The organism is Rhizobium indigoferae, from assembly GCF_034554815.1.
GTDB classification, from domain to species: Bacteria; Pseudomonadota; Alphaproteobacteria; order Rhizobiales; family Rhizobiaceae; genus Rhizobium; species Rhizobium leguminosarum.
This window is the reverse complement of sequence record NZ_CP140639.1, coordinates 329,174-354,923: the sequence shown is the minus strand read 5'-3', so window position 1 is coordinate 354,923 and position 25,750 is coordinate 329,174. Positions and strand designations below refer to the sequence as shown.

At 57.4% G+C, this 25,750-nt stretch carries 22 protein-coding genes, 11 pseudogenes and 1 riboswitch; of the genes and pseudogenes, 21 read left to right on the top strand and 12 right to left on the bottom strand.

Annotated features, from left to right (window positions below):
- Nucleotides 1-276 precede the first annotated feature (276 nt).
- From U5G49_RS37050 to U5G49_RS37020, 7 genes and pseudogenes are all read left to right on the top strand, one after another.
- On the top strand, nt 277-525 hold the full coding sequence (locus U5G49_RS37050; RefSeq protein WP_284200569.1) for a hypothetical protein: 249 nt from the start codon (nt 277-279) through the stop codon (nt 523-525).
- 397 nt (nt 526-922) lie between these two features.
- Entirely contained in the window at nt 923-1,633 is a 711-nt protein-coding gene (locus tag U5G49_RS37045; RefSeq protein ID WP_284200570.1) for a hypothetical protein, read from the top strand.
- 221 nt (nt 1,634-1,854) lie between these two features.
- A riboswitch (TPP riboswitch) is annotated at nt 1,855-1,966 on the top strand.
- 93 nt (nt 1,967-2,059) lie between these two features.
- Nucleotides 2,060-2,230: pseudogene (locus tag U5G49_RS37040) on the top strand (hypothetical protein); the annotation flags it as partial.
- Nucleotides 2,231-2,330: 100 nt separating this feature from the next.
- Nucleotides 2,331-3,302 carry a glycine oxidase ThiO gene (thiO, locus tag U5G49_RS37035; RefSeq protein WP_284200571.1) on the top strand — a complete coding sequence of 324 codons (972 nt, stop codon included), beginning with the start codon at nt 2,331-2,333 and terminating at the stop codon, nt 3,300-3,302.
- Nucleotides 3,299-3,496 (top strand): sulfur carrier protein ThiS, encoded by a 198-nt coding sequence (thiS, locus tag U5G49_RS37030; RefSeq protein ID WP_284200572.1) that lies wholly within the window; start codon nt 3,299-3,301, stop codon nt 3,494-3,496. Before thiO ends, thiS begins: the two co-directional genes overlap by 4 nt.
- A gap of 3 nt (nt 3,497-3,499) precedes the next feature.
- The gene (locus U5G49_RS37025; RefSeq protein WP_284200573.1) at nt 3,500-4,273 is read left to right on the top strand and encodes a thiazole synthase; all 774 of its coding nucleotides are present in this window, start codon (nt 3,500-3,502) and stop codon (nt 4,271-4,273) included.
- Nucleotides 4,270-4,413: pseudogene (locus U5G49_RS37020) on the top strand (thiamine phosphate synthase); the annotation flags it as partial. The gene U5G49_RS37025 and the pseudogene U5G49_RS37020, both read left to right, overlap by 4 nt.
- 130 nt (nt 4,414-4,543) lie before the next feature.
- Here the strand turns inward: U5G49_RS37020 and U5G49_RS37015 are convergent.
- Complete coding sequence (locus U5G49_RS37015; RefSeq protein ID WP_027668148.1) at nt 4,544-5,020, bottom strand: Lrp/AsnC family transcriptional regulator; 477 nt, start codon at nt 5,018-5,020, stop codon at nt 4,544-4,546.
- A 143-nt stretch (nt 5,021-5,163) separates the two neighbouring features.
- Here U5G49_RS37015 and U5G49_RS37010 point away from each other — a divergent pair, with 143 nt between their 5' ends.
- Nucleotides 5,164-6,183, top strand: coding sequence for a 1-aminocyclopropane-1-carboxylate deaminase (locus U5G49_RS37010; RefSeq protein ID WP_284200574.1), 1,020 nt, complete (start codon nt 5,164-5,166; stop codon nt 6,181-6,183).
- 325 nt (nt 6,184-6,508) lie between these two features.
- On the opposite strand, the pseudogene U5G49_RS37360 reads toward U5G49_RS37010, so the two are convergent.
- A pseudogene (locus U5G49_RS37360) lies at nt 6,509-6,624 on the bottom strand (helix-turn-helix domain-containing protein); the annotation flags it as partial.
- A 147-nt stretch (nt 6,625-6,771) separates the two neighbouring features.
- Between U5G49_RS37360 and U5G49_RS37005 the strand changes: the two are divergent.
- Nucleotides 6,772-7,715 (top strand): IS630 family transposase gene (locus U5G49_RS37005; protein ID WP_196767009.1). Its coding sequence is split into 2 segments (ribosomal slippage): nt 6,772-7,108 and nt 7,108-7,715, totalling 945 coding nucleotides; the frame shifts between segments, so codons are not numbered across the junction.
- An 820-nt stretch (nt 7,716-8,535) separates the two neighbouring features.
- Here U5G49_RS37005 and U5G49_RS37000 read toward each other — a convergent pair.
- Complete coding sequence (locus U5G49_RS37000; protein ID WP_284200610.1) at nt 8,536-9,534, bottom strand: IS110 family RNA-guided transposase; 999 nt, start codon at nt 9,532-9,534, stop codon at nt 8,536-8,538.
- Between the two features lie 670 nt (nt 9,535-10,204).
- Between U5G49_RS37000 and U5G49_RS36990 the strand changes: the two are divergent.
- Together U5G49_RS36990 and U5G49_RS36985 are read left to right on the top strand one after the other, a co-directional pair.
- Nucleotides 10,205-10,354, top strand: a pseudogene (locus U5G49_RS36990) (transposase); the annotation flags it as partial.
- A complete protein-coding gene (locus U5G49_RS36985) occupies nt 10,285-11,307 on the top strand; it encodes an IS3 family transposase (RefSeq protein ID WP_322790970.1) in 1,023 nt (340 codons plus the stop codon). The pseudogene U5G49_RS36990 and the gene U5G49_RS36985, both read left to right, overlap by 70 nt.
- Before the next feature lie 378 nt (nt 11,308-11,685).
- Here the strand turns inward: U5G49_RS36985 and U5G49_RS37285 are convergent.
- The 9 genes and pseudogenes from U5G49_RS37285 to U5G49_RS36940 all read right to left on the bottom strand — a co-directional run.
- Nucleotides 11,686-12,123, bottom strand: a pseudogene (locus U5G49_RS37285) (IS110 family RNA-guided transposase); the annotation flags it as partial.
- Nucleotides 12,124-12,269: 146 nt separating this feature from the next.
- Nucleotides 12,270-12,977 carry a GntR family transcriptional regulator gene (locus U5G49_RS36975; RefSeq protein WP_193446681.1) on the bottom strand — a complete coding sequence of 236 codons (708 nt, stop codon included), beginning with the start codon at nt 12,975-12,977 and terminating at the stop codon, nt 12,270-12,272.
- Nucleotides 12,978-13,254: 277 nt separating this feature from the next.
- Nucleotides 13,255-13,592: pseudogene (locus U5G49_RS36970) on the bottom strand (omptin family outer membrane protease).
- Between the two features lie 78 nt (nt 13,593-13,670).
- Complete coding sequence (locus U5G49_RS36965; protein WP_130820205.1) at nt 13,671-15,263, bottom strand: IS66-like element ISRle3 family transposase; 1,593 nt, start codon at nt 15,261-15,263, stop codon at nt 13,671-13,673.
- A 74-nt stretch (nt 15,264-15,337) separates the two neighbouring features.
- Entirely contained in the window at nt 15,338-15,682 is a 345-nt protein-coding gene (gene tnpB / locus U5G49_RS36960) for an IS66 family insertion sequence element accessory protein TnpB (protein ID WP_003592504.1), read from the bottom strand.
- A complete protein-coding gene (locus U5G49_RS36955) occupies nt 15,679-16,029 on the bottom strand; it encodes a transposase (protein WP_082935752.1) in 351 nt (116 codons plus the stop codon). Before U5G49_RS36955 ends, tnpB begins: the two co-directional genes overlap by 4 nt.
- The gene (locus U5G49_RS37280; RefSeq protein ID WP_407693065.1) at nt 16,026-16,355 is read right to left on the bottom strand and encodes a hypothetical protein; all 330 of its coding nucleotides are present in this window, start codon (nt 16,353-16,355) and stop codon (nt 16,026-16,028) included. The genes U5G49_RS36955 and U5G49_RS37280 overlap by 4 nt, the downstream gene beginning before the upstream one ends.
- A 632-nt stretch (nt 16,356-16,987) precedes the next feature.
- Nucleotides 16,988-18,094 carry a TlpA family protein disulfide reductase gene (locus U5G49_RS36945; protein ID WP_193446130.1) on the bottom strand — a complete coding sequence of 369 codons (1,107 nt, stop codon included), beginning with the start codon at nt 18,092-18,094 and terminating at the stop codon, nt 16,988-16,990.
- 866 nt (nt 18,095-18,960) lie between these two features.
- Nucleotides 18,961-19,210: pseudogene (locus U5G49_RS36940) on the bottom strand (IS6 family transposase); the annotation flags it as partial.
- Nucleotides 19,211-19,545: 335 nt separating this feature from the next.
- Between U5G49_RS36940 and U5G49_RS36935 the strand changes: the two are divergent.
- From U5G49_RS36935 to U5G49_RS36890, 10 genes and pseudogenes are all read left to right on the top strand, one after another.
- Nucleotides 19,546-19,992, top strand: coding sequence for a helix-turn-helix domain-containing protein (locus U5G49_RS36935; protein WP_193446128.1), 447 nt, complete (start codon nt 19,546-19,548; stop codon nt 19,990-19,992).
- Complete coding sequence (locus tag U5G49_RS36930; protein WP_193446127.1) at nt 19,982-20,560, top strand: PIN domain-containing protein; 579 nt, start codon at nt 19,982-19,984, stop codon at nt 20,558-20,560. The genes U5G49_RS36935 and U5G49_RS36930 overlap by 11 nt, the downstream gene beginning before the upstream one ends.
- A gap of 425 nt (nt 20,561-20,985) precedes the next feature.
- Nucleotides 20,986-21,306 (top strand): DUF736 domain-containing protein, encoded by a 321-nt coding sequence (locus U5G49_RS36925; protein WP_193446126.1) that lies wholly within the window; start codon nt 20,986-20,988, stop codon nt 21,304-21,306.
- Between the two features lie 160 nt (nt 21,307-21,466).
- Nucleotides 21,467-21,802, top strand: a pseudogene (locus U5G49_RS36920) (IS6 family transposase); the annotation flags it as partial.
- Nucleotides 21,803-21,874: 72 nt separating this feature from the next.
- Nucleotides 21,875-22,962, top strand: a protein-coding gene (locus U5G49_RS36915) for an IS3 family transposase (RefSeq protein ID WP_193446125.1) whose coding sequence is annotated in 2 segments (ribosomal slippage) — nt 21,875-22,136 and nt 22,136-22,962 — 1,089 coding nt in all. Because the reading frame shifts where the segments join, the coding sequence is not laid out codon by codon here.
- Between the two features lie 39 nt (nt 22,963-23,001).
- Nucleotides 23,002-23,421 (top strand): annotated as a pseudogene (locus tag U5G49_RS36910) (DDE-type integrase/transposase/recombinase); the annotation flags it as partial.
- An 8-nt stretch (nt 23,422-23,429) separates the two neighbouring features.
- Complete coding sequence (locus U5G49_RS36905) at nt 23,430-23,918, top strand: hypothetical protein (protein WP_246289391.1); 489 nt, start codon at nt 23,430-23,432, stop codon at nt 23,916-23,918.
- 221 nt (nt 23,919-24,139) lie between these two features.
- Nucleotides 24,140-24,348: pseudogene (locus U5G49_RS36900) on the top strand (IS6 family transposase); the annotation flags it as partial.
- A 97-nt stretch (nt 24,349-24,445) separates the two neighbouring features.
- On the top strand, nt 24,446-24,784 hold the full coding sequence (locus U5G49_RS36895; RefSeq protein ID WP_322790960.1) for a CBS domain-containing protein: 339 nt from the start codon (nt 24,446-24,448) through the stop codon (nt 24,782-24,784).
- A gap of 22 nt (nt 24,785-24,806) precedes the next feature.
- A pseudogene (locus U5G49_RS36890) lies at nt 24,807-25,686 on the top strand (ABC transporter permease).
- The last annotated feature ends 64 nt before the right edge of the window (nt 25,687-25,750 follow it).

The window sequence follows — 25,750 nt, the reverse complement described above, 5'->3', positions numbered from 1 at the left end:
GCGGCCGCCAAAGACATGAAGTGCGATGTATACCGAAATATATACAAAAATATATTATATAACTCACGGGCTTATCAGAATAGAAAGTAAGAACCGCCAAGTTGGAAACGATATATTTTAAAATATATCCGACACATCTGTTGCGTTGTTTGTCGTTTTCATCAAGTGTCCTGTTATGATGAGTTACGATAGTGCAACAGGAAAATTCTTTCCCACGATGCTGAAATCTTGCCGGCGACGTCATCGTCGGGAGGCTTGCACAAGGAGCACGACGACATGGATCACCAAAAGAAATCAGACAAGCGTCTTGGCTACTCGCATCTGCGGTTGGCAACCATCGACGGCGTGTCGCTGCCTGGTCTACAATTGTCACTCGACCGTAACGAGGGCTCTGCGTCGACGAAGAAGACCTTTTTCCAACAATTGCTCCTCGATTTTGCTGTCGGTTGCGAGCTATTTTATCCGCTCCAGCTATATGAACATTCCGCAACGAGGGAGGGGGCGACAAAGGCGCTAAACCGTTAAGCGAGAGTTACGATATATGATTAGGAGGATTCGGGCCGGCCGCCATGTTCCTCATTTGAAATCCACGTCTATCGGGTTTCCATATTCCAGGATGGAAGCGCCGGCTCAGTCGCCAACGCTTGCAAACTCCAACAACAGATCGGCGAGCGGATGGAGGATATCATGGACGACCTTGATGCGACGCAAGCAACGGACGGCTCGGGCACACAGGCTTCAACAGGTACGAACCAGCACGGCAGGAAGATGGTAAGAAAGTCTATGGCGACACGCAAGGCGCAGTTCAAATCTTGCTGCCGGTATCAAATACGCTGACAATGCGCGCTCGCCTGCCAAAATCAAGGAAATTTGGCGCGCAGGGTTCGCCCATCAAATTTACTGCAGAAAGGATTCGTTCTCCGTGTCATTTTGTTCTTCGAAACGCATTCGCATCGCCGCACTTGCAGCGACCGCCATCGTGCTGGGCACCCAGATCGCAATTGCGCAAGAACCGTCTATAGGGTTTCAGTGGTTGAACACGCCGGGATCCCGGGTGGAGGCGCTTGCGGTCCTCCAGACCTTGAATGCCAATCTGCTGAGTAACGCCAGTGCTACGTTGACGCTTGACCGCTGGTGCGCCGCGCACAAGCTCGCACCGGAAGGTTCTAAGATCGTAGCTCAGCGTGTGGGCGGGCAAGACAAGCCGGCCGATGAGCACATCCGTGAACTTCTGACCGTCGGACCGGGTGAACTGATCGCTTATCGCCGCGTCCGCCTGGTCTGCGGCGACCGCGTCTTGTCCGAGGCCGACAATTGGTATGTACCCGCAAAATTAACAGCAGAGATGAATCTGGCGTTGAATACCAGCGATATCGCGTTTGGCAGAGCCGTTCAGGCTCTTAATTTCACTCGCACAAACCTGTCTGCCAAGTTGCTCTGGTCCCCTCTATCCGAAGGCTGGGACATGGAGGGCTTAAAAGCGCATGAAACAAGTTCCCTCAGCCTGCCGCCGTTCCTGCTCGAACATCGTGCTGTACTGAAACTTCGAGACGGCACGCCGTTTAGCGCCTTGGTCGAAAGCTACACGGACAAAGTACTAGACTTTCCAGTTCCGCGCCTGTTTTCTCAATAGTGCTTCGGTATCTCGGCACACTTGCTGAACTGCGCGGGATAAAAATCGACAGCCACTGCATGCGACAAAAGCGCCTGCCTTGCGGAAGCGTGCCCGTCGGGCGACTGACTTGTCGATTCGTTTGATCGCGGCGACCACGCACGATAGTCTGAGTGTAACCTGACCCCAAGCCATCGCAGATTGTCGCTTGACAGTCCCCTCGACAAGCCTCTACCCTTTTTGGCATTCACCAGGGGGGTCCCGGCAAGGGGCTGAGATACTGCTATCGCGCGCAGTGACCCGTTGAACCTGATCCAGTTCATACTGGCGTAGGGACGGTGCAAGCGCTCGAGAGGTTTCGGATTCACGCGTGGAATCCGTGCCGGCGTCTTTCCATCATTCCGGCTGAGGACTGGGTCTCCAAACTCAACCTTGGAGCCTCAAACCATGAATATCGCCGCAAAGAATATCACCCCAACCGTCACCACCGGCCCCTTGCCGGCATCCAGGAAGATCTACATTCGGGGGGACATCCATCCCGACATTTGCGTGCCGATGCGCGAAATCAGCCTGCATCCGACATCGGGCGAGCCGCCCGTTGTCGTCTACGACTCGTCCGAAGCGCAAAAGGAGGGGCTAGACGCGATGGCAGCGCGTTATCGCGAGGGCGGCGACCTCTATATGCCAGTTCAAACCTTGCAACATTCGGGCGAATGAGATGCGTGTGCTTGTCAAAGGGGCCGGCGTTGCCGGCCTGACGGTGGCGCATGAACTGCGCGCTCGAGATGCCGAGGTCACTGTGCTCGATCCATATGACGGTTTCCTGCGTGCTGCTTCGTGGCTCGCGGGCGGAATGTTGGCGCCCTGGTGCGAGCGGGAGAGTGCTGATGACGCGGTACTCATGCGCGGTCTCATCGCCGCCGACAAATGGGAGGCAATGGTGCCGGGAGAGGTGCGACGAAACGGAACGCTCGTGGTCGCCTCGGTTCGCGATCTTGGTGAACTGCGACGCTTTGCCTGCCGCACGACCGGTTATGAATGGCTGGAAGAGCCGGCGATCGCGGCGCTGGAACCCTCTCTTGCCGGGCGGTTCCGGCATGGGCTGTTCTTTCGCCGCGAAGCCCATCTCGATCCCCGGCGAGTGTTGTGTCTGCTGCGCACCAAGCTGACGGATCAGGGGGTCACCTTCGTGAGCGAGAGCCCGCACGAGAGCTTCGACAGTGTCGTCGATTGCACGGGCGCTGCGCGCATCGGCGAGGTCAAGGAATTGCGCGGCGTCCGTGGCGAAATGCTCTACCTTAGAAGCTCCGACGTGGATCTCTCCCGGCCGGTCCGCCTGCTCCATCCGCGTATCCCCGTCTACATCGTCCCGCGCGGAGACGGTCTGTTCATGGTCGGCGCGACTATGATCGAGACGGAATTCGACGGGCCCATAGTTGCCCGTTCACTGATGGAACTGCTCAACGCTGCATACACGCTATATCCGGCCTTTGCCGATGCAACCATAATCGAAACGGGTGTCGGAATCCGCCCAGCGTTTCCGGACAATCTTCCGCGCGCAAGCCGTCAGGGAAAGGTGATCTCGCTCAACGGCCTCTTCCGCCACGGCTTTCTGCTCGCGCCAGCCATGGCCGCCGAGGCCGCTGAACTTGTCTTCAACCAATATACCACTGGAAGGAACGCCCCATGAAATTAATCGTTAACGGCGAGGCTCTGGATGTCGCGGCTGAGACGCTGTCGGAGCTTTTAGTCCTGATGAAATACGAGGGTGACTGGCTGGCGACAGCCGTCAACGGTGAGCTTGTCCATCGCGAAGACCGGTTCGATCGTTCGCTCAACGACAATGACAGGATCGAAATCCTATCGCCGATGCAGGGAGGCTGACGGATGCTGACGCTTTATGGAGCCGAAATAAACTCCCGTCTGTTGCTCGGCACAGCGCGATACCCCTCTCCTGCCGTCCTCTCCGAGGCCGTCAGGCAATCGGCGACGGAAATCGTCACCGTCTCGCTTCGTCGTGAGATGTCTGGCGGCCGCAGTGGGGGCACCTTCTTCGAGATGGTCCGCGCGCTCGGCGTTCGTATCCTACCCAACACTGCAGGTTGCCACAGCGTCGCGGAAGCGGTGCTGACCGCAAGGATGGCACGCGAGCTCTTTGCCACCGACTGGATCAAGCTCGAGGTCATCGGCAACCATGATACGCTACAGCCGGATGTCTTCGGTCTCGTCGAGGCGGCTCGCATTCTCGTCAACGAAGGTTTCGAAGTCTTCCCGTACACGACCGACGATCTGGTCGTGGCCGAACGACTGCTGGAGGCCGGCTGCAAGGTCCTGATGCCTTGGTGCGCACCGATCGGCAGTGCCGCCGGGCCGCTCAATCCGACAGCGCTCAGGGCAATGCGGGCCCATTTCCCTGACGTGTCGCTGATCGTCGATGCCGGCATCGGTCGGCCGTCGCACGCAACTGCGGTCATGGAGCTCGGTTTCGATGCGGTTCTGCTCAACACCGCCGTTGCCGGCGCCGGAGATCCCGCCGCGATGGCGGCCGCCTTTGCCGCGGCAATCGCCGCCGGCAATCAAGCCTTTAACGCCGGCCTGATGGAGCCGCGCGACATGGCCGTACCCTCCACGCCGGTGATCGGAAAGGCGGTGTTCACATGAACCTCGATCCGTTCTACCTGATCGTCGACAGCGCCGAGTGGATTGCCTGGCTGGTACCCCTCGGCGTCAAGCTGGTGCAGTTGCGCATCAAGGATCGTCCGGAGACTGAACTATGCGCAGACCTACAAGTGCCTCGATCGTGTGAACGGTGAGACCGTATGTTTGATGCACAGAGCGTGGAGCCGGTGATGTCAGAAAAAGTCGCCTGACATCCGCTGTCTGCGCGGAACCGGACAATAGATGCTGCATCCACAATAGCTGCCGACGACGCTAGAAGGGCAACCTCGCGTTCTCCTTGACTTCCTTCATCACGAAGAAGGTGCGCGTCTGGCGCACGCCTGGGAGGGCGATCAGCTTCTGGCCGTGCAGCTTGTTGAAATCGGCCATGTCGCGGACGCGGATTTTCAGGAGATAATCGAAATCTCCGGCGACCAAATTGCAGTCCAGTACTTCCTTCAGCTCCATGACCGCGCCCTCAAAGGCACCAAAGCTCTCAGGCGTGGAGCGATCCAGTACCACGCCAACCATAACCATCGCGCCGAGGCCTACGGCGCCCGGCGCGACTTCGGCCCGCACGCCGGTAATGTAGCCCTCCTCGAAGAGGCGCTGAGTTCGCCTGTGGCAAGTTGCAGCACTGACATTCACGCGCTCGGCGAGATCGGCATTGCTGAGCCGGCCCTCCGATTGCAGGGCGCGCAAAATCTTGAGGTCTATCCTATCGAAATCCTCTGTGGGAGACTCTTTCATTATTACCTCATATAATTGAAGACTTGGATTCTCCAATCGAACAAATATGCCGATAAAGAAAGCTTTTAAGCAAAATTAGAGAGCACCTTTCAAACGATATCTACTAGCCTTCGGCCACAAATTCGGCACGGAGGCCCTGATCGATGTCACTGTTGGAAAAGTTCGAACGCTACCCGCTCACCTTCGGCCCGACGCCGATCGAGCACCTGCCGCGGCTGACTGCGGCGCTGGGCGGCAAGGTCGAGATCTATGCCAAGCGCGACGACTGCAATTCCGGCCTCGCCATGGGCGGCAATAAGCTCAGGAAGCTCGAATATATCGTGCCCGACGCGATCGCCTCCGGCGCGGATACGCTGGTGTCGATCGGTGGGGTCCAGTCGAATCATACCCGCATGGTGGCTGCGACTGCGGCGAAGATCGGCATGAAATGTGTCGTCATCCAGGAGAAATGGGTACCGCACTACGATGCGGTCTATGACCGTGTCGGCAATATCCTGATGACGAAACTGATGGGCGCCGACAGCCGGCTGGTCGAGGATGGGTTCGACATCGGCATCCGCAAGAGTTGGGAGGATGCGATTCAGTCGGTAGAGGATGCGGGCGGCAAGCCCTATGCGATCCCGGCTGGCGCTTCGGTACACAAGTTCGGAGGCCTCGGCTATGTCGGCTTCGCCGAGGAAGTCGCGGCACAGGAGAAGGACCTCGGCTTCATCTTCGACTATATCATCGTCTGCGTTGTCACCGGTTCAACCCAGGGCGGAATGATCGTCGGCTTTGCCGCATTAGACAGGGCCGACCGGGTCATTGGCATCGATGCCTCGGGCACCCTCCAGCAGACGCGGGATCAGGTGCGGAAGATCGTCGATGCGACCTCGGAACTCGTGAACCTTGGTCGGTCGGTGCGTGAAGACGAGATCGTCATCAACCCTGACTACGCCTATCCTGCCTATGGAGTGCCCTCGGAGGAGACCAATGAGGCGATCCGGCTCGCGGCGCGCACCGAGGCGATGATTACCGACCCAGTTTATGAGGGAAAGTCGATGCAGGGGATGATCGATCTCGCGCGCAAGGGCTTCTTCCCCGAGGGCTCGAGGGTACTCTACGCCCATCTCGGCGGCGCCCCGGCGCTCAACGGCTATAGCTATTATTACAGGGACGGCTGATTGGCACCGTCAGGTTAACCGGCCCGGGTATCGCATTAAACATAGCTGAATGGCAAGCCGAGCCCCAGTCGATCCGACAGTGAAAACGAATAATGTCGGATTAGGCTGTCCTCGTCGACTGTTATAACGAAAAACTTCCGTGGATCCGCGCACGTGTCCCCAGGGATGAGATAACCCCAGCGCGGACCAAACGCATAGACGGCTTAGAACAGCAATTCGCCTTCGGCTTTTGTAACCGCTGGCCAGCATGGCGTCTTAGGAAACCCGATGCGTCTCTTTCCAACTCCGAACGTGTCTGTCGCAGTACCAATCAAGTATAACGGAGATTCCGTCGTAACTCGCGGCAGATCGTCGAAGGGTCTCGGCCAAGGGGGGGCGCGCGATCTCCGCCTGACTGATCTTCTTCTCATGCATCCGCCCAACAACGCGACGTTCGTCCATACTCAACTGCACAATAGAGCAGGCCCTTCCATCCTCCTGAAATCATGGCCGATATTGTCTAGAGCGCGTCCGTTGAACGCGGAATCGGAATTGAGATGACAGTCGCTGTTTGCCGTGATTCGTTGCCTTCGAGTCAGGGAGATAGGGATGTCACGTGCATTAAGCGATGATCTTCGCAGCCGTGTTCTGGCGGCTTCTGCAGACGGGATGTCTGCACGCTCGGCGGCGGCGCGGTTTGGGATTGGGATTTCGACGGCCATTGCCTGGATCGCCAATGCGCGACAGGGTCAATTGACCGCAGGCAAACAAGGCCGACGTTCTGGCTCCAGGCTGGATGCGCATGAGGCATTTATCATCGGCTTGATCGATGTGGAGAAGGACATCACGCTCAACGAGATGGTCCTGCGCCTGAGCACGGATAAATCCGTATCGATCGGCCGTAGTGCTCTTGACGTGTGGCTCCGCAAGCGGGGCTGGACCTTTAAAAAAAGACCGCACATGCACTGGAGCAGGAGCGAGACGACCTTTTGAGCCGGCGTCAGGAATGGTTTGATGGCCAGCTCGATCTCGATCCCGCCAAACTGGTTTTTATCGATGAGACCGGTCTTTCCACGAAGATGGCTCGACTGCGCGGGCGATCCCTATGCGGACAACGCTGCCGGTCGGCCGTTCCCCACGGACACTGGAAAACCACGACCTTTACAGGCGCGCTCAGGCTTTCCGGCATGACGGCACCGATGGTTCTCGACGGCCCGATGAACGGTGCGGCATTCTTGGCCTACGTCGAACAGGTTCTCGTGCCGACGCTCAGTTCGGGTGATACTGTCATCATGGATAACCTGCCGGCTCACAAAGCCGATGGTATCCGCCAGGCCATCGAAGCTGCTGGCGGCAGGCTGCTCTATCTCCCGCCCTACAGTCCCGACTTTAACCCCATTGAAATGGCCTTTTCCAAACTTAAAGCGCTTCTGCGCGCAAGAGCCGAGCGCTCCGTTGACGCCTTGTGGGATACCGTCGGCAAAATCGTCACGCTCTTCAAACCGCAGGAATGTGCAAACTACTTCGCAGCAGCCGGATATGACCCCGATTAAAATGGACGTGCTCTAAGTTGCATTTGAAAAAACTAATCTGCCGGCATATAACTGTTGCCAGAGCGTCGGGACAAACGCCGAGGTATTCCGCCTTGGCTAGCGCCCTGCCTCGCTAAAAGTCCTGGTTTTACCCGCAACAAAGTGGAGCCCGTAAGATGGTAGTGCCTGAAACGCTATGTAAATAACGAGTCGGACAAAGCTACCCGCATAAGCGGAAAACGAACAGCAAACGATCAGGACAACCATGACATCTCACCTCACAAGACAGAAGCATGCTGAGGAAAGACTAGGCGCAGCCCTTCAACAAATGAATTACGCCATCCGCGACGTACACAAATCCGGTATTGATGTCGATATCAGCACCCTCACCATACACACGCCGCGTGGCCCGATGGTTCAAGTCGACCTAAAGGCGTTCCACGCATATGGAGCGCCGCCAGTGTTGCGGTTGGTGGAAGAATAAATGCGGTGACATCGGGCATTTATTACCGTGCCGCAATATCACGTGCCTGGGCACCCACCAACGCGTCTCGTATAAAGTTAAAAGATGGAGGATTGGCGTAGAGACTTGTATGAAGCGGCGTTTGTCAATCCATCGTCATCCCTCCCAAAGTTGCTTTCCATCGGTTGTTCGCAGTTGTCTGGCAATCCGGCACACGTTGGTGCCTCCACTTGTATCCGGCTGAGGCGGCTGCCTCCGACCAAGGTGGCCAAACGCCTGCTTCGAAACGCGGTACCAAACTACAACTCGGCGTGTGATTTCCATCTCTACGCACGGTAGCCACGCTTCCCTCTCAACTGCCCGTCGGCGGTTGAACCCTTATTTGGCGGCGATAGATAGAGTGGCCCCTTCGGGCACCACACCGTCTTCGATGAACCGCCAGAATGCTGTTGCAAGTTTGCGAGCCAAAGCGACGATGCCGACCTTTCCAGACCGACTTCCATGCCCCGAGAAGCGGGAGCGATACCATCGCGTGAGCTGGCTTTGTGGTTGGTACTTGAGCCAACACCAAGCCAGTTCGATCAGCATCACGCGCGCTTGTTTGTTGCCCGCTTTGCTGATGCCTTGATCTCGATGCACCTCTCCACTGGCATACGGGCTGGGAGACAGTCCGAGGTAAGAGGCCAGATGCTTTCGGTTTTTAAATGTTCGATGGAACACTTCCGCGACCAAGTGTGCAGCACCGATTTCGCCGATGCCATCAAGCTGCTTCAGAACTCTGATCTTGGCGCCGTTATTGATCTCTCCTTCGGATCTGCAAGCCTGAATGCGCTCTTTCTCCAGAGCCTTGAGTTGCGAATGCACGAGGTCCAGCCGTTCGAACTGGCGGCACAGCTCACGGAAGATGAAACGGCCCAGCTCCCTGCCGTCGCCAGTTCGGATATTCGAGAGCGCTTCCTTCCAGCGCCCTCCCCAAAGACCGGGAACCGAGCGAATACCGTGGAGTACCAACAAGGCGCGAATGCGATTGACGTGGCGCGTGCGCTCCTTCTTCAATTGGGTACGTTCTCGGGATAGGCGTTTGGCGTCCTCTTCATCGATGCTGGGTAGCCACACCGGGCGGCAAACCGACCTATCTCCGAGCAGATAGGCCTTTAGGGTAAACACCATCGCTTCAACATCGATGCGATCTGTCTTCACACGTCGGCCTCGGCGGGAAACCAAAAAACTGGACGGGTCCAAAACGGTGGTATCGATACCGCTGTTGAGGAGAAAGCGGGCAAGCCAAAAGCCATCATAGCCCGCCTCGAAATGCCGGCCCTTGAAATCGTCTTTCGACTGGCGCTTCAGCTTTTCGGCAATGGCATTCAGGATCATCGGCCCGCTCCATCACATTGGGAGCGGTAAGTTCCCCGCCGATGGTCAACAGCTCGTTAACTGCGAAAATTTGCGACATGTGTGGACGGCCTCCGTTTGGCAAGGACTATTTTGGTGTTTTGACAGGTTGGTCGGTGGCAGGCATGTGTCCGGCCTTCTCACCAATTCGTTTGGCCTCAAGAGCCGCGATGCGTTTTGTCAGTTCATCGCGGTCCGACAAGCGCGAAAAGCGCGGGGGCCCGTATGGAACCTGATCTCGGGGACTTCATCATGGCCAGCGGCAGTCTTGAAAGGCCGCAATCAACGCAAAGCGGATTATCCCGATCCGGGTTTCGACCCTTGTCATCACACCATCAGCACCGTTGGCCAGTGCGACAGCCGCCACTTTGCCTGGTTTTCGCTCCAGCAATTCCGTCGCCCATTGTGTCGAGGCAGCTTTCGACGTGCGACTGAAGCGCAACACCGCAGTTGCCCCAATCACCAGCAGGCTACGCCGGGAGCATCGCCGCAACCGGCTCCAACGCTGCGCAAGATGAAAGCTTCGCGTTTCCGCCGGTTGCTCCCACCGCGCCAGTTGGCGTATTCAAAGTGATCTGAACCCTTCAAACTGGACCAGTTTTGGTTAGAGTTTTCCGGTGCATTTTCCTGGCTTGGAAAGGAACGGAAGACGATGAAGGCATCGCAGTTTTCAGACGCACAAAAGGCGTTCATTTTGAAACAGGGTGATGAAGGTGTGTCTGTCGCGGAGATCTGTCGCAAGGCGGGGATCAGCCAGGCGACCTATTTCAACTGGAAGAAAAAATACGCCGGCATGTTGCCGCCGGAGATGAAGAAGCTGAAGCAACTCGAGGACGAGAACGCTCGGCTGAAACGGATCGTCGCAGATCTGACGCTCGATCGCGAGATGCTGCAGGACGTCATCCGGCGAAAGCTCTAAGGCCTGCTCGCAAGCGGGAGGTGGTGAAGGGCATGTGCCGCGATTGGGCGATCTCGATCCGGCGTGCCTGTGAGGCGCTGAACTTTGATCGTTCGACCTACCACTACACCTCTCGCCGTGCCGATCAGGCCGGTCTGGAACGTCGTATTCGAGAGATCTGCGAGACGCGTGTCCGTTACGGCTATCGTCGTGTGCATGTGCTGTTGGAACGCGAGGGTTGGGGCACCAACATCAAGCGAACCTATCGCATTTACAAGGACTTGGGTCTTCAACTGCGCAACAAGACGCCGAAGCGGCGAGTCAAAGCCAAGCTGCGGGAGGATCGGCAAATGGCAGTCGGTCCGAACGATGTCTGGGCTATGGACTTTGTTCACGACCAACTCGCGACTGGGAAGAAGCTGCGCGTCTTGACGGTGGTCGATACCTTCTCGCGTTACGTACCGGTGCTTGATCCACGTCACAGCTATCGCGGTGAAGATGTCGTGCAAACCCTGGAACGAGTATGCCGGAAAGTTGGCTATCCGAAGACGATCAGGGTGGATCAGGGGACTGAGTTCGTGTCTCGCGATCTTGACCTTTGGGCCTATGCCAAAGGCGTCACCTTGGACTTCTCACGCCCCGGCAAACCGACCGACAATGCGTTCATTGAAGCGTTCAATGGCCGCTTCCGCGCCGAATGTCTGAACCAGCACTGGTTCCTGACCCTTGCGGATGCCCGCGAAAAGATGGAGGATTGGCGTAGAGAGTATAATGAGTTTCGGCCACATGGTGCGATCGGCAATAAGGTGCCGATCTCGCTGATGAAATCAGGAGGCGCAACCAGCCCGCCTCCCTGAATGAAGCCGGAAACTCAAGCCTCAGCTGGTCCAGAAACCTGGGGCGGTTCACCTCAGCTGGTCCAGAAACCTGGGGCGGTTCAAAAGCCGCCGAGGCTCTAATCGCAGCCGGATGAAACTTCCGTGGCAGGTCAGCACTGGCCGTAACCGGCCCGATACCCGGAATTGTCGCCAGGCGTTGGCTGATCGCACTCGAGCGGTTTCATTCGAGTATCTGCCGGTCCATCTCTTCGATCTTCGTGTGAACATGGCGCAGTTGATCGCACAGGGGAGACAAAGCACGTCGCACAATCTCCGGGATCAAGTGGTGATCGGCGTGTTCGATCAGTGCCACTGCATCCTTTACGCCCATCGGCCCAAGCCGGGTCGCGATCCCAAGTCTGCCAGGTGAGCGCGCAACGCATTGATCAGCATCGTTCTTTGACGAACAAGCAGCTCTCGAGCGCGGTGCAGCATCAGCACTCCTTGCTGCTCCTCGCTCTTGATCGGCACAAACCGCATCGTCGGACGTCGAACCGCTTCGCAGATCGCTTCCGCGTCCGCTGCGTCATTCTTCTGCCGTTTGACATAGGGCTTCACGTAAGCGGCCGGCCTCAGCCTAACCTCATGCCCGAGCGCCATCAAATGACGTGCCCAATGATGCGCTGTCGCGCAGGCTTCGATACCAATCAAACACGGCGGCAGACGTTCGAAGAATTCTGAGACCTCGCTGCGGCGAAGCTTCCGGCGCAACGCCACGTCACCTTGTGCGCTAACGCCGTGAACCTGAAAAACGTTCTTAGCGATGTCAATTCCGACTGTGATAACTTCCTTCATGGACGGCTCTCCTCATTGCGGCTCCTAACAACCGCATCATGGCACTTCACGCGCCGGCGCAGGAGGCCGTCCACCTCATCAGGCCCCGCGGGTCTCATGCGCGCGCGCCGAGGTGGCCGACTTTTGCGCCGCCGCGTGGCCGGTTTTTACTCCGCCATTGACAACAATGTCTGCGACCAGCTCTCTTTCTTATTCCGGGCACGAAGATTACCCTCCAGCACAAGATCAGGAACGCAGTAAATTATCGCTCTCAATTGCCGATCAACATTTGCGATCGCCCCATTCTTGTTTCGCTTATCAATAAGCTCCAAAAGCTCGCTCATTTCACCTCTGATGCACGACAGACGCTCCGGCCGTTGCAAGTCCAAAAAGCGAACGTATCTCGTCCGAATGTTGAACTCATGAACGAGGTCCAGCATTCTTCCGTTGTTCCCAGCCTCTGCGACCCCTTCATAAAATACCTCGAGGAACTGCCCGAACAAGTCACAGTCGTCAGACCTGGGGATCGTTGGAAGCACCGGCCACGTCCTAGAATGCTCATCTAGGTTTTCTCTAATAACATGCTGGAGGATTGTGTTGGCAACACCATATTCATCCGAGATTTGCTTTGTATCGAGTTTCTTGGTGTAGTAGCCATTGCGCGGAGAGCCCACGATGTAATTTTCGGTTTCGAGCTGAATCAATGCCTCGCGCACCGGGGTAACGCTGGTTTCAAGGACATCGCTGATTATACTCGGATCGAGTCGCGTATCAGGGGCCACCTGAAAATCGACAACAAGCTTCTTCAATCCTTTATAGGCTTTATTGGCCTTGGACCGGGCCCATCCTGGTTTATCTTCGTGCTGCTTATACATGCCTTCTCCTCGGAGCATGGGTTCTGTTATTCAAAGAAGCTTGAGCTGCAGCTCCACTCCTGGCGTTGGCATGTAATTCTCCTCCATAGCGTACCGCGGCATACATGCTCGCATTGTGGACGGGAATCATACTCGAGAAATAACCGAACTTTCCGACAATGAGCCGGACTGGAAGTGCGTGAACGGCTCGCCAAGCACCCAGTTCGGCACTTTAAGCGAAGGAGCCGGGACTGGTGCGCGGCGATAGTCTTCTGATGCAAAGTGGCTCGCTACCACGTCAAAACGTGACCTTTAGCCCGATGGAGATCGACGTCGACTGAAAGTTTGCCCCGGCCGCATCCTCCCAGGCGGAGCGTGTGCCCTCGGTGTCCTCGTCTTGCGTTTTCCCGCGGCTGTTAAACACCTGCTCGAACGAACCGGACAGATAGAGCGAAGCAGCTGCGTCATCGCGTAGTCAAGGGCAACAGTTGCGCTGAGTGTCGGCGCTGGGTTCATGTCATCATGAAACCGGAGATCCCTCTTCCAATGGTCGTCGATGTCCTTGATGCCGAAGCTCAAGCCGGCCTGAAGGTCGCCGCTGATGGTAAGATCGCCGAGGACGTGTTCGCCGCTCAGGCTGAGGAAGCCAATCGGAATCTGTTGCTGATAGCTGATGCCTCTTACCCAGTCTGGTAAGCGACAAGCCGGGGCCGTTCAGGCGGCGTAGTTCCATGGCATGAGCGCGTCGATTTCACTGCTGGGCCATCCATTCGCAAGGCGCTCAAGCGTCTGGGTCAACCAAGCTTGCGGATCGACTGCATTCATCTTTGCCGTTTGCAGGAGCGTCGCGATGGTCGCCCAAGTCCGGCCGCCACCGTCGCTTCCAGCGAATAGACTATTTTTTCTCGTGATCGCTTGGGGTCTGATTGCTCGCTCGACTATGTTGGAGTCGAGTTCGATGCGGCCGTCGGTCAGGAAGCGCTCGAAGATGTCTCGACGCGAGATGGCATACCGCAGAGCTTCGGCGAGTTTGGATTTTCCAGAGACCCGCGGCAGGGTCGCCTGCCAGAGAGTGAAGAGGTCACGGACGATCGCTGCGGAGATCTCCTGGCGTGCAGCGACACGAGCTTCAGGGTTTTGGCCGCGCACACGCTCCTCGATCTCCCATAACCTCGCCATACGCTCGACGGTGTCGGTAGCGATTTTCGAGCTCTTTGCGACATGCAACTCGTAGAACTTTCTCCGGCTGTGCGACCAGCAGCCGGCCAGGATGGCGCTGTCATTGCCTCCATCTTTCCGGACGAGCTTGTTATAAGCGGCATATCCGTCGACCTGCAGGATTCCACGATAGCCGCTCAGGTGTCGTGCGACACACTCGGTGGCTCGACTGTCCTCGAAGCGATAGGCTACCATCGGTGGACCGCTGCCCCCAAAAGTCCGGTCATCCCTGGCATACGCCCATAGCCATGCCGTCTTCGCTGATCCGGAACCAGGTGCAAGTGTGGGCAAGGTCGTTTCGTCGGCAAAGATCCGTTCGGCCTTCTTGATCTCATCGAGGATGTAGTCGGCGAGGATATTGAGCTCGAACCCCAGCTTGCCCATCCATTGAGCCATCAGCTTGCGGTCGAGTTCGACCTTGTCGCGTGCGTAGATGGCTTCCTGGCGATAGAGTGGCAGCCCGTCGGCATATTTGGAAACGGCGATCTGGGCCAGAAGTGCTTCCGTCGGAATGCCACCTTCGATGATATGTGCCGGAGCCGCCGCCTGGACGACACCATCCTCATTCCTAAAGGCATACTTCGGCCGGCGGGTGACGATGACACGGAACTTCGCTGCCACGACATCCAGCCGCTCGGAGACGTCTTCTCCAATCAGGATTTTGGTCTTACCTGCATGTTCTGGAAGCTCTTCCGGTTCGATCACGACCTCGACGCGCTCAAGATGAGGCGCAAAGCCCTTGCGTGGCCGCGGAGCGCGTTTGCTGTCCGCGCTACCGCGGCCTTTCGTGACCTGAGCCTTGATCGTCGCAATGCCGGTCTCGATCTCTTCGAAGACAAAGGCATGCTGCTCGTCATCGACGGTGGATGACGCAAGCCTTTCCGAGCGTCGGCCAAATCGGGCGCGATCGAAAGCCTTCAGGATCTGCGTCAGCCGCTCGATGCGCTCATCGGCGTCCGCGTTGCGGGCCTCTAGATCGTCAACCTGCTTCTCCAAAGCCTCGACGCGGGCTGCTTTTGCGGCCATGGCAAGAACCATGGCTTTGAGAGCCTCTACATCATCCGGGAGCTCAATCTCGGGCCGCGTCATGGGTATGATCAGAGCATATTTTGCCGCGCTCCGCCCATGTTTTCAGGGACCTGATTCACTTCGCCGCAGCGGTTTTACCCAACAATCTCGGGAGGCTTCACCGGCGTGGATCGAACCCGCTTCCAGTCCATTCCGTCGACTAAAGCCAGAAGCTGGGCATGATTGAGCTGGACGCGATGATGGCCGATCCGGGGCCAGCAGAACTGGGCTTTTTCCAGCCGCTTCGCATAGAGGCAAACGCCGGAGCCATCCCACCACACGATCTTGACTCGGTCTGCTCTCTTGGCCCGAAAGACATAAAGTGCACCGTTGAACGGATCACTGCCAGCATCCCGTACCAGCGAAAGCAAGCTGTCCGGCCCCTTTCGGAAGTCGATGGGATGGCTCGCAAGAAAGACCTTCACGCCGGACGGGATCATGCCGACCGCACCGCTCGGATCACCCGCTGCAGGTGTGCTTCGCCGATATCTGCGTCGGCCCGGATAACGACGTCGCCGATGATAAGCTCGATCATCGCACGTGTGCCAATCGTCCCAGTCTCTGTCTGACCAGCCCGATCTTGCGAGGAGGATCGTTGTCCGTCACGAGCATCACGACGCCAGCCAAATAGCTGCGAGGGATGTATGCCGATGCGATGCGCAATGGCCGAGACGCTTGCGCCGGGCTCCATTGCCTCAGCCACAGCCCGCGCTTTAAAATCATCGGACCAGCGGCGCCGAAATTGCCGTGGGGCGCCCTCAAGCCGTTCCGGAACAGCCTCGATCATATGGAAGTTTCTAGTTCCAGAGCTAGGCGCAGACATAGAAGCTCACAGTTTGTGAATCGTCTGTCCGCAATACAGCGGCCAACGCATCTGACGCCAGATGGGGTCAGCTTGTCGCTTACCCAGTCTGGATCCTTCCAGGCGTTGTTTCGGAAGCCACCCGCGGACGAATAGATGCCGGACCCGCCATAGGCGGTCCACTTGAAGTCGGTATATTGGACACCGGCGCCGACCGCGATACTGCTGGTCGCGTTGTCGTAGATGATCCGGTCCAACTGGATCGCTCCGGCGACATAGTGATCGAGTTCGGTAAGGGGAGGGGGATGGATTGAGCGGTCGCTCCAGCAACCATGTGACCGGTGCCGATTTCGACGCTGCCTTTCAAGCTCCAGTCGTTGTCAATCTGCGCGTCCACACCAACAGTGAAAAGGGTCATCCCCTTGCTTTCCCAGTTCAGCTGGCTGCGCTTGCGATCGCCGTAATAGACAAATTCCTGGGCCTTGATGTTGGCGAGGCCGAGTCCGCCGAAAACGACGAAATTGCCGTCGTCGGAGGAAAACAGAGCGTTGTCTGCGGCGGCCAATGATGGGGTGGCCACCAGTAAACAGGAAGTGACTGCGGATCCGGCAATGACGCGCTTCATCAACTGACCGCGTGTTTCGTCTAGCGCCTCCGTCTTGGGCCGGACCTTTTTCGCCTCAGATCGCCTTTTTGTTGCGTCAGAGTTGTCCGCTGCGCAAGCCACTGGTGTTGATGGACCGGTGTCGCCGTGCCGTTGCGAGGCTGGCTGCGTCGACCCCTTCAGGAAATGGAAGTAATCGCAGAACATTCGTTGTCCTTTGCCGGAGAGTGATTTTGGGCATGTTCTTTTTCACCCGGAAATGGTCGCATCTCGATGCCCTCCTGAAGATGCTTGGTGACATGTGGACGCTGCCTCAGCAGCGCCAACAGGTTGCTATTTTCAACTCTGCTTCGGCGGTGGCACGCAAATCTCCCCATAACAAACCTCCTCACCCTTGTATTCCGCCAGGGTATACAGCAATTCCAGCAGCCGTTCCCGCTTCTGGACGTCCGGGAGAGACTCTCCGTCCACGAACTTCAAAGCCTGCTCGAGCAAATCCACAGCCCGGCCGTTGTCGCCGCTTTCATGATAGTAACGGGCAATCGTCTTGTAAGAATAAGCGCGTGAGAGAGCACCTTGCTGCAGCAGTCTCAGGATTCGTTCGGAGAGCTCCTTGCCCATCGAAAAGCGTTCCGCCAATGGAAGGCCCGAGTAATCGTACCAACTGACGAGTTCGTCCAACGCCGCAGAAAGCCAAACTTCAGAGTTTCGTTCAATTGCAGTGCGAGCAAATTGGCCCAATGCTATCCAGCCCGCCGCCATGTCGCGCATTTCTCTCATCAATGTCACGACATGCCACAGGTGGAAATTGATGTTGTCCGGGAAACGGTTGATTCCCTCTTCAATGGCCGAGAGCGCCGTCTTCCAATCCCCAATCTCTGTGGCCGCATTGATTCGATCAAACAACGCTATCTCAGGAGCATCGATCTCGCCTTTAGCAATGCGCTCGTTTTCGGCATATTTTGCTTCCGCGCTGGCGCGCCAGCTGCCGTCAATCACTTTTGGCAGAACGTCCTCGAGTGAGTCCGGGGGGCCGATAAAAGCGATACTGCCGTCTCGGTCGACAGCGAACGCCTGTGGAACATGGAAAGTCAGGCTGGCATCCAGCCAATGCTTAGCCATTTCGCCTGAGTGGTCGAACGCGATCCGTATGTTCGTATTCGGGAGCCATTTACTTGCCCATGCGTCCACCTGAGCTCGGGCCTCGTCAGCCGTTGCAGCTTCCTCAACTGCTGCAACGCCGATGACCTCAACGCCCATGTCGCTGTATTCCTCCTGCAGCTGCGCCAAGTGGGACAGCGCCGGCCCGCAACTACTGCAGGTAGTCGAAAAGAAGTCGAGGATGTAGATCTTGCCGAGCTGGAAGTTGGAAATCCGATCGCCACGCAGCCAGTCCTGCACGTCGATCGACGGGGCTGGAGAGCCGCTATTTAAGCTAGATGTCATTTTTATTCTCCATCAGTGCTTTATCCTGCGCTTCGTGCGCCAGGAATGAGCGTGTTAAGGATCAGCTCGAGTTGCTTCGATTTCAAAACGCGGCGCGTGTTCCATCTGTTGGACAATACACGCTGGTGATCTCGTCTTCTGAAATGGCTTCTGCGGGGGCGGGCCATTGCGACAGTATCCTTCTTTTGAAAGCATGGAGATGTCCCCGTCGTGACAGGAAGACGCCGACTTGATGCAGATGGAGCAGGAGCGACGACCTCGAGGGTTTCTTCGCCGGAGACGCCGAAGATGTACTCGACCCCGTCGTTCCCAATCGCCGAGACAAGGAGGTCGGCCCCCTTGACGATGCGCGGATTCTCAAAATGTGCCACAATTGCCTCCTGACGGGTATGTGTATGAATATGGCCTGTAAGCCGTCATGACGACATAGAAGCGTTAGCGATGACTGTCAACAGCCAATAAGCTGCCGCGCCAACAAACTTGCCGGCTCCATCAGAAGGCCCTTCGTGCCTCATTGAATTTTCTCTTAGTGAGGGCGCCGCGAGACAATTTCCTCAGCGATCCGCTCCGCGATCCGGCGTGGGCTCGTCTTCGGCCGGGAAGAACGATCCCCCATGTCGGCGGCCGGCGTTGTGACGTTGTTTGAATGTGGCCAGGTGAGGCCGAGCCTGCGCTTTTCAGGCAGGCCGTGCCCTCACGGCCTACCTGACGGACTAAGATCCGCCTTTTCTGCAACGCTCACCACCACGGCTCTTTACCGTCGCAGCTTGCAGTGGTTTGAAACCTACCCCTGACGGTCGGTTTCGAGGGACCTACCCTCATCTTCCGTGCAGCTCGGCTCCCACACTGTTGTAGGTGCCTCGCGGCACACCTTCATCGAGATGCCTGACATCGCCTTTCGTCGGCGCCTTGCGGCGTATGCGGCGCGCATAATCAAGGCCATGCTTTCGCCACCATCAGCGGATGGTCTCGTAGGAAAACGACGATCCCGAAATCGAACAGCATTTCCTCGACATCGCGCAGGCTCAGATTAAAGCGAAAGTAGAGCCAGACATCACGGGCTACGATTTCGATCGGATAGCGGTCGTTCTTGTAGGTCGGTGCACTCACGGTCATGGGTGCGCTGCTACCTCAATTTCCTTACCGCTCAATCAATGTGACAGTACCTCTGTGGCTGCTCGGTGAGCGGATGGCGGCTCTGAAAGCTTCATGGATTTGGACATCGGCGGCGTCGCCAGACTTTGGCGGCGCCCTCCCCCTGCCCTCACTGTTTGTGCCCGGTGCTGCGCCGTGCCGCATCGAACGGCGCGGCGCAGGTGCCCCAAAAGCCCCACCCCTCGAAACTCCCTTCTCACCCACCAGAAGAACGGAGCCGACGTCTTCCGAGAGGACTTTCAGTTATTGCAGTTAGCGGTTTGGACCTCTATATTGATTGCCAAGGAGAACAAGTGATGGCTAGCCACGTCGTGAAATTTGCTGGTCTGTCGGACCTGGACCGCAAAACAGTCGCAACCTTGCCGAAACTATCGGCCGGCGACCGTGTGGAACTTCATGTTCGACGACGCGATGGCAGCGATCAGACCTTGGCGCTGCCGCCTGCTGCCGCCGTTGCGATCGAAACCTTGATCGATCGTCTGTCGAGTGGAGAAAGCTTTGCCCTGCTGACTGAGGATCAGGAACTCAGTCCGACGGAGGTGTCCGAAATTCTCGGAATTTCGCGGCCGCTTGTCGTATTGCGGATGGATCGCGGCGATCTGCCGTTCCGTTTTGTCGGCAAGCATCGGCGAGCGCTTTTGAAGGATGTCCTGGCACTTAAGGCCAAGCTCGATGTTCGACAGACCGCGCTCGAAGCCCTGGCAAACGATACAGAGGATCTGATCGGCTCTCATGGCCTCTAAACCGCCGGTCGCGGTCCTCGATGCCTGCGTTCTGTACCCTTTTCATCTGAGGAATATTCTGGTTCAGGCCGCTTTCGACGGGCTGTTCGACGCGCGGTGGTCCGATGAGATCCACGCAGAGTGGATACGCAATCTTGCTGCCAACGCTCCAACCGTATCGGTGCAACGACTTGAGGTGACGCGGGACCGGATGAAGGACGTTTTGCCGGAGGCCGATGTTCGCGATTACCGATCCCTGATCCCTGAGCTCAAATTGCCGGACACTGACGACCGCCATGTCCTGGCCGCTGCCATCGCGGCAAAGGCGTCGCTGATCGTCAGTTGGAATGCGAAAGATTTCCCGATCGAGATCCTAAAGCCGTTTAGAGTAACCTGTATCTCACCCGATGCGTTCCTCATTGGCTTATACGGACAGTATCCTGATGCCCTGATCGAAAGTGTGGCTCTTGCTCGAAGCAACCTTCGCACATCACTGCCGTCGCATGAGGATTTTGTGGAGGCCGTAGAACGCCAAGGTCTGAAAGCTGTTGCCGACATCCTTCGCCGGAATGTTGGTAAGCTCCGGTGAACGTCCGTCTGCCAGTCCCAATAAGCTCGAGGCCATGGTTTTCCCGCGAGAGCTGAACCAACGGTGGGCGACAGAGTGTCGAAATGCTTGGGCCACCGCCCGTTCCGGTTGGGCGCTTCGCTCCCTAACATTGTGGCCGCTTCGGGCCATGTTTGTTGTTTCCAGCCCGCCCCACGGCGGCAAATGGGACTGTCACGTGGCGTGGCGCGGAGGGCGGGATTCTTCACGTGGTCCGGTCGCAGTCCGGACTGGTGCGGAAGATGGCGCGCTTTCACGGGCCGCTTGACCGGCACGGAGGGTGATGTCATGGGCCTTTGGCCCTCCCCCTCTGTCCGGGGGAATTTCAGAGGCCATTCCCCGGGCAGACCGGGAAGGCTTCGCCCGAACGAGCTTCCCTTCGGGAACTGTAACCAAGGAGACAGACCATGAGCGAAATTTCGAACTTCATCCGCTTCAATGAAGACGGCACCCTCACCGGCAACATCGCATCGATCTCTTACGACCTCGACATTGCGGGCAAGGAAAACCGCAGCACCAATCCCGATGCGCCGGTCTACCGACTCTATGCGAAGTCCCCGAGGGGCCGCCAGGTTGAAATCGGGGCGGTCTGGCAACGCAAGAACCAGAATGGGGGCGACTACTATAGCGTCTTCATTAGTACCGGCCACGGCAAGCTGAATGCCAATCTCGGCCGCTATCCCGGTCAGGATGATGACGCGTTGATGGCCGTTATTCCGTGGGACTGATCTCGTGATCCAGCCCGCCCGGGGGATTTCCCTCGGGCGAGCCACTTGAGGCCTGAAGTCATATAGTATGAGCGAGGAGGGCCAGTCGCAAATTTTCTTAGTTCACCGTCTGTTGACGCTCGCCGGAGAAATTCTCGCTTCGAATTTGTGGAGCGAGCCTGTGTTTCTGAATACCATTGCCGAGAAGCTGAAGCGCCGGTCGAAAGATGATTTCAAAGGGCGGCATTTCGAGGCATGGCTCATCGTGCAGGCGGTGGCCTGGGATCTGCGGTATCCGCTCAGCTACCGAGACCTTGAGGAGATGTTCCAAGAGCGCGGCTTCGAAGTGGACCACAGCACGATTAACCGCTGGGTACTTGCCTATGCTCCGATGATCGAGAAGCGGCTGCGCCAGTTTCGGCGCCCGCATTGTGGTTCGGTCAGGATCGACGAGACCTACGTCAAGATCCGCGGCAAGTGGCGTTACCTGTACCGTGCCATCGACAAGCACGGAAACCGGTAATCCCCCCGCCAATTAATGGGCTTCAAAAGTAGAATTTTCTCGGGCTTTATGATCGAGGAGATTTTGATGAAGACGAGCAGATTTAGCGAACCGCAGATAATGGCCATCCTGCGCCAGGCAGAAGGTGGTGTTCCAGTTCCCGAGCTATGCCGGGAGCACGGGATGAGCACGGCCTCATTTTACAAATGGCGGGCCAAGTATGGGGGCATGGACGCATCGATGATCAGTCAGATGAAGGCTCTGGAAGACGAGAACCGTCGACTGAAGAAGATGTATGCGGAGATGAGCATGCAGGCCGAACTGCTCAAAGAGGCTCTGGGAAAAAAGTGACGCGGCCATCTCAACGCCGGGAGATGGCCGGGAAAGCAGTGGCGTTGCGCGGGGTGAGCATTGCGCTCGCCTGCCGCACCTTCGAGGTCAGCGAGACCTGCTATCGTTACAGCACCAAGCTGAACGAGGAGAACGAACAGATCGCCGATCTCCTCATCGGGCTGACGCGAGCAAAGAAGAGCTGGGGCTTCGGCCTGTGCTTCCTTTACCTGCGCAATGTCCGGGGGCATCTGTGGAATCACAAACGGGTCTACCGGATATACCGCGAGCTGGAATTGAACCTGCGGATCAAGCCAAGAAAGCGCTTGAAGCGGGACAAACCCGATACGCTGATCGTCCCGGATCAACCGAACATGGTCTGGTCGATGGACTTCATGGCAGACCGCCTGGAGGACGGCAGGCAGTTTCGGCTGCTGAATGTGCTGGATGACTTCAACCGCGAGGGGCTCGGCATCGAGGTGGACTTTTCGCTACCGGCTGAACGCGTGATCCGCAGTCTGAACCAGATCATCGAATGGCGAGGCAAACCATACGCCATTCGGGTGGACAACGGCCCGGAATATGTCAGCGGCAAGCTCATGGAATGGGCCGAGAAACAAGGGATTGCCTTGAACCACATCCAGCCCGGAAAGCCGCAACAGAATGCCTATGTCGAGCGCTATAACCGCACCGTCCGCCATGAATGGCTCGACCAGAACATCATCGAAAGCATCGAGGAGGCACAGAAATTCGCCACACAGTGGCTATGGACCTACAACAACGAACGGCCCAATATGGGCATCGGCGGCATCACACCCGCACAGAAATTGAAAATGGCTGCGTGAATTCTACTGCAGAGCCCCGCTAAAAACGGGGGGATTACCAACCCAATCGACTTCCTTCTGACTGCAAAGCGCGATCTCGATGCCGCCAAGCGCTTCTTCCGCACAATGCTGAAGGACGAGCCTTTGTTGTCACCGGCAAAGATCGGCACGGACGGCGCCAACACCTTTCCGTCGGCGATCAAGACGTCAGTCGACGATGGCCACCTGCATCCGGATCCGGTTCATTATGTCACCAAACATCTCCAACAAGGCATTGAGAGTGACCATTTCCGCGTGAAGAAGAACATGCCGAAGATCGGCGGATTCCAATCCTTCAAAACCGCGCGTCGAACTGTCGCAGGGTTCGAAGCGATGCTGTGGCTGCGAAAAGGGTTTGGCTTCTCCGGAGAGTGGACCGTCAATGATCAGAACGATCTGCTCGCGCGTCTCTTCGGACTTCAAAAGGTTAATCAGGCGTGAAGAGCAGAATGTATTTCAGTTCAGCGCGTTCGGCCGACCGCTTTGCGACACGCCCATCCCAGCTCTTTTCGACCAACAGACGAGGTCTTCACGGAAGGGGTGCAACGGATGCATATCAGAATGTGTTCGGCGTAGGCGGATTTTCGCTTACGGTTCGCCGGAGATGTCGGCCACGTTTTCTTTTGCCGAATCTGATATTAGCCAAGGTTATGAAGAGCGAACAACGACGCCTTGCCGCGCAAAAAGCCTTTGATCGTCTCCGTCGCGCGGGATTGCCGACGGAGGAGGATCCGCGTTTCCTCGTATGGATCGAACAATGGATTACCGGCGAGATTGAAATGCAAGAGGTTCGGGAGCGGTATCTTGGGTTCCTGCGAGAACAAGCTTCCGAACTCAAGCGGCGTGCGCTTGCCAGGGGCGCCAAGTTACCTTCCGATCCCGGACCGCAGCCGATCGACGAAATTGACAATTTCCTAAGCGACTTCACCAAAGGTTAGCCAGTTTCGTTATAGAACGTACTTTGCTGTGCGAAGCTGCTTGATTGTGGCCCGATGTGCTCGGACGTGAAGTGCGTCGGCTTAGACTTCGGCGACAGAATCGTCCCGCCGCCGAACACCCACCAGCTTATAGAAGCCGCGGCCATCGCCAATTTCGTAGCAGTGGTCGAGGTGCGGTACCACGTTAACCGGGCATCGATCAAAATGTGGGATCTGGCGGTATGACAAGCCTTGCCCGTGATCCACTTTACCGTGCCCATCGATTTCCTGCAGAAGTGATTGCCCATGCGGTGTGGCTCTATCTCCGGCTTCCGCTCAGTCTGCGCAGGGTCGAGGATATGCTGGCAGCCCGTGGCGTCATCGTTTCTCACAGACCGTGAGGCTTTGGGCGGAGAAGTTTGGCCGGCATTTCGCCAATGATCGTCGTCGTTAGGGTCCCAAGACCCTCGATAGAAACAACACGGCACCGTAAAGTTAACCGACGGCTGATGAAGATGTGCGTACATGGGCCATGTCAGAAGTTGCTCGTGATCCGCTTTATCGTCGCCACTGACCTTGCCCCCAAGCTCGAGCGGATGAAGAACTACGATCGTGAATACGCGATCATCCTCGGCCGGGACAAGACCTATCACGGCATGATCAGCCAAACTTCGCTGATCGAGAAGATGCGGGCCAAGGCAGCCGACCCCTATCGCGGCGCTTTCCTGACTGAGATCCAGGCCATCCCGGCTTCCGAGCCTTTGTCGAACGTGCTCGGCAAGGTCGCCGCCAGCCCATGGCCGGTACCCGTCGTCTGCGATCGCAACCGCTATATCGGCTCCATCAGCAAGTCGGCGCTGCTCGAAACGCTCGATCGCGCCAGCTGACCCCAAACACATCGGATATACTATGAACTTCGATATCGGAAACGGCATTGACGCTGCCGTCAATTACGTCCTCGACAATTTCTCACCGCTGCTGGACGCCATCGCCGCGACCATCGGCTTCGTCACGGATGGCATCCAGAATGCCCTGCTGGCTATCCCCATGCCTGTCGGCATCGCGATCTTCGTGATCCTGTCGCTCTGGTGTGTCGGCATCGGCTTTGCGGTGTTCACTGCGCTCGGCCTGCTGCTCGTCAATCACATCGCCCTCTGGGGCCCGATGATGGAGACGCTGTCGCTGGTGATCGCCTCGACGCTGATCGCCATGCTGGTCGGCCTGCCGCTCGGCATCTCCATGGCGCAAGGATTCCGTCGCCGCCTTCGTGCGCCCTGTTCTGGACCTGATGCAGACCATGCCGGCCTTCGTCTACCTGATCCCGGCCGCGATGTTCTTCGGCCTCGGTGCCGTACCCGGCGCGATCGCCACGGTGATCTTCTCGATGCCACCGGTGGCCCGCCTCACCAATCTCGGCATCCGCCAGGTGGATGGCGAATTCATCGAGGCCGGCAATGCCTTCGGCTGCACCGCCACGCAGTTGCTCTTCAAGGTGCAGTTGCCGAATGCCCTGCCCTCGATCATGGCCGGCATCAACCAGACGATCATGCTGTCGCTGTCGATGGTGGTGATCGCCTCGATGATCGGTGCCGGCGGCATCGGCAACACGGTACTGACGGGCATCCAGCGTCTCGATGTCGGCACCGGCTTCGAAGGCGGTATCGCCGTTGTCATCCTGGCCGTCATTCTCGACCGGATCACCCAGAGCCTCGGAAAGCCCCGCGCCGCCTTCTGGCTGGGACTGTTCCGCAAGACCGAGCGCGAGGAACTGGCGACCGCTACCGCCTGACCCCCGCGTCAGACCATTGCGGGCAACGACCCGTCTAATGCGAACCTTCACAAAAGGAGCACAT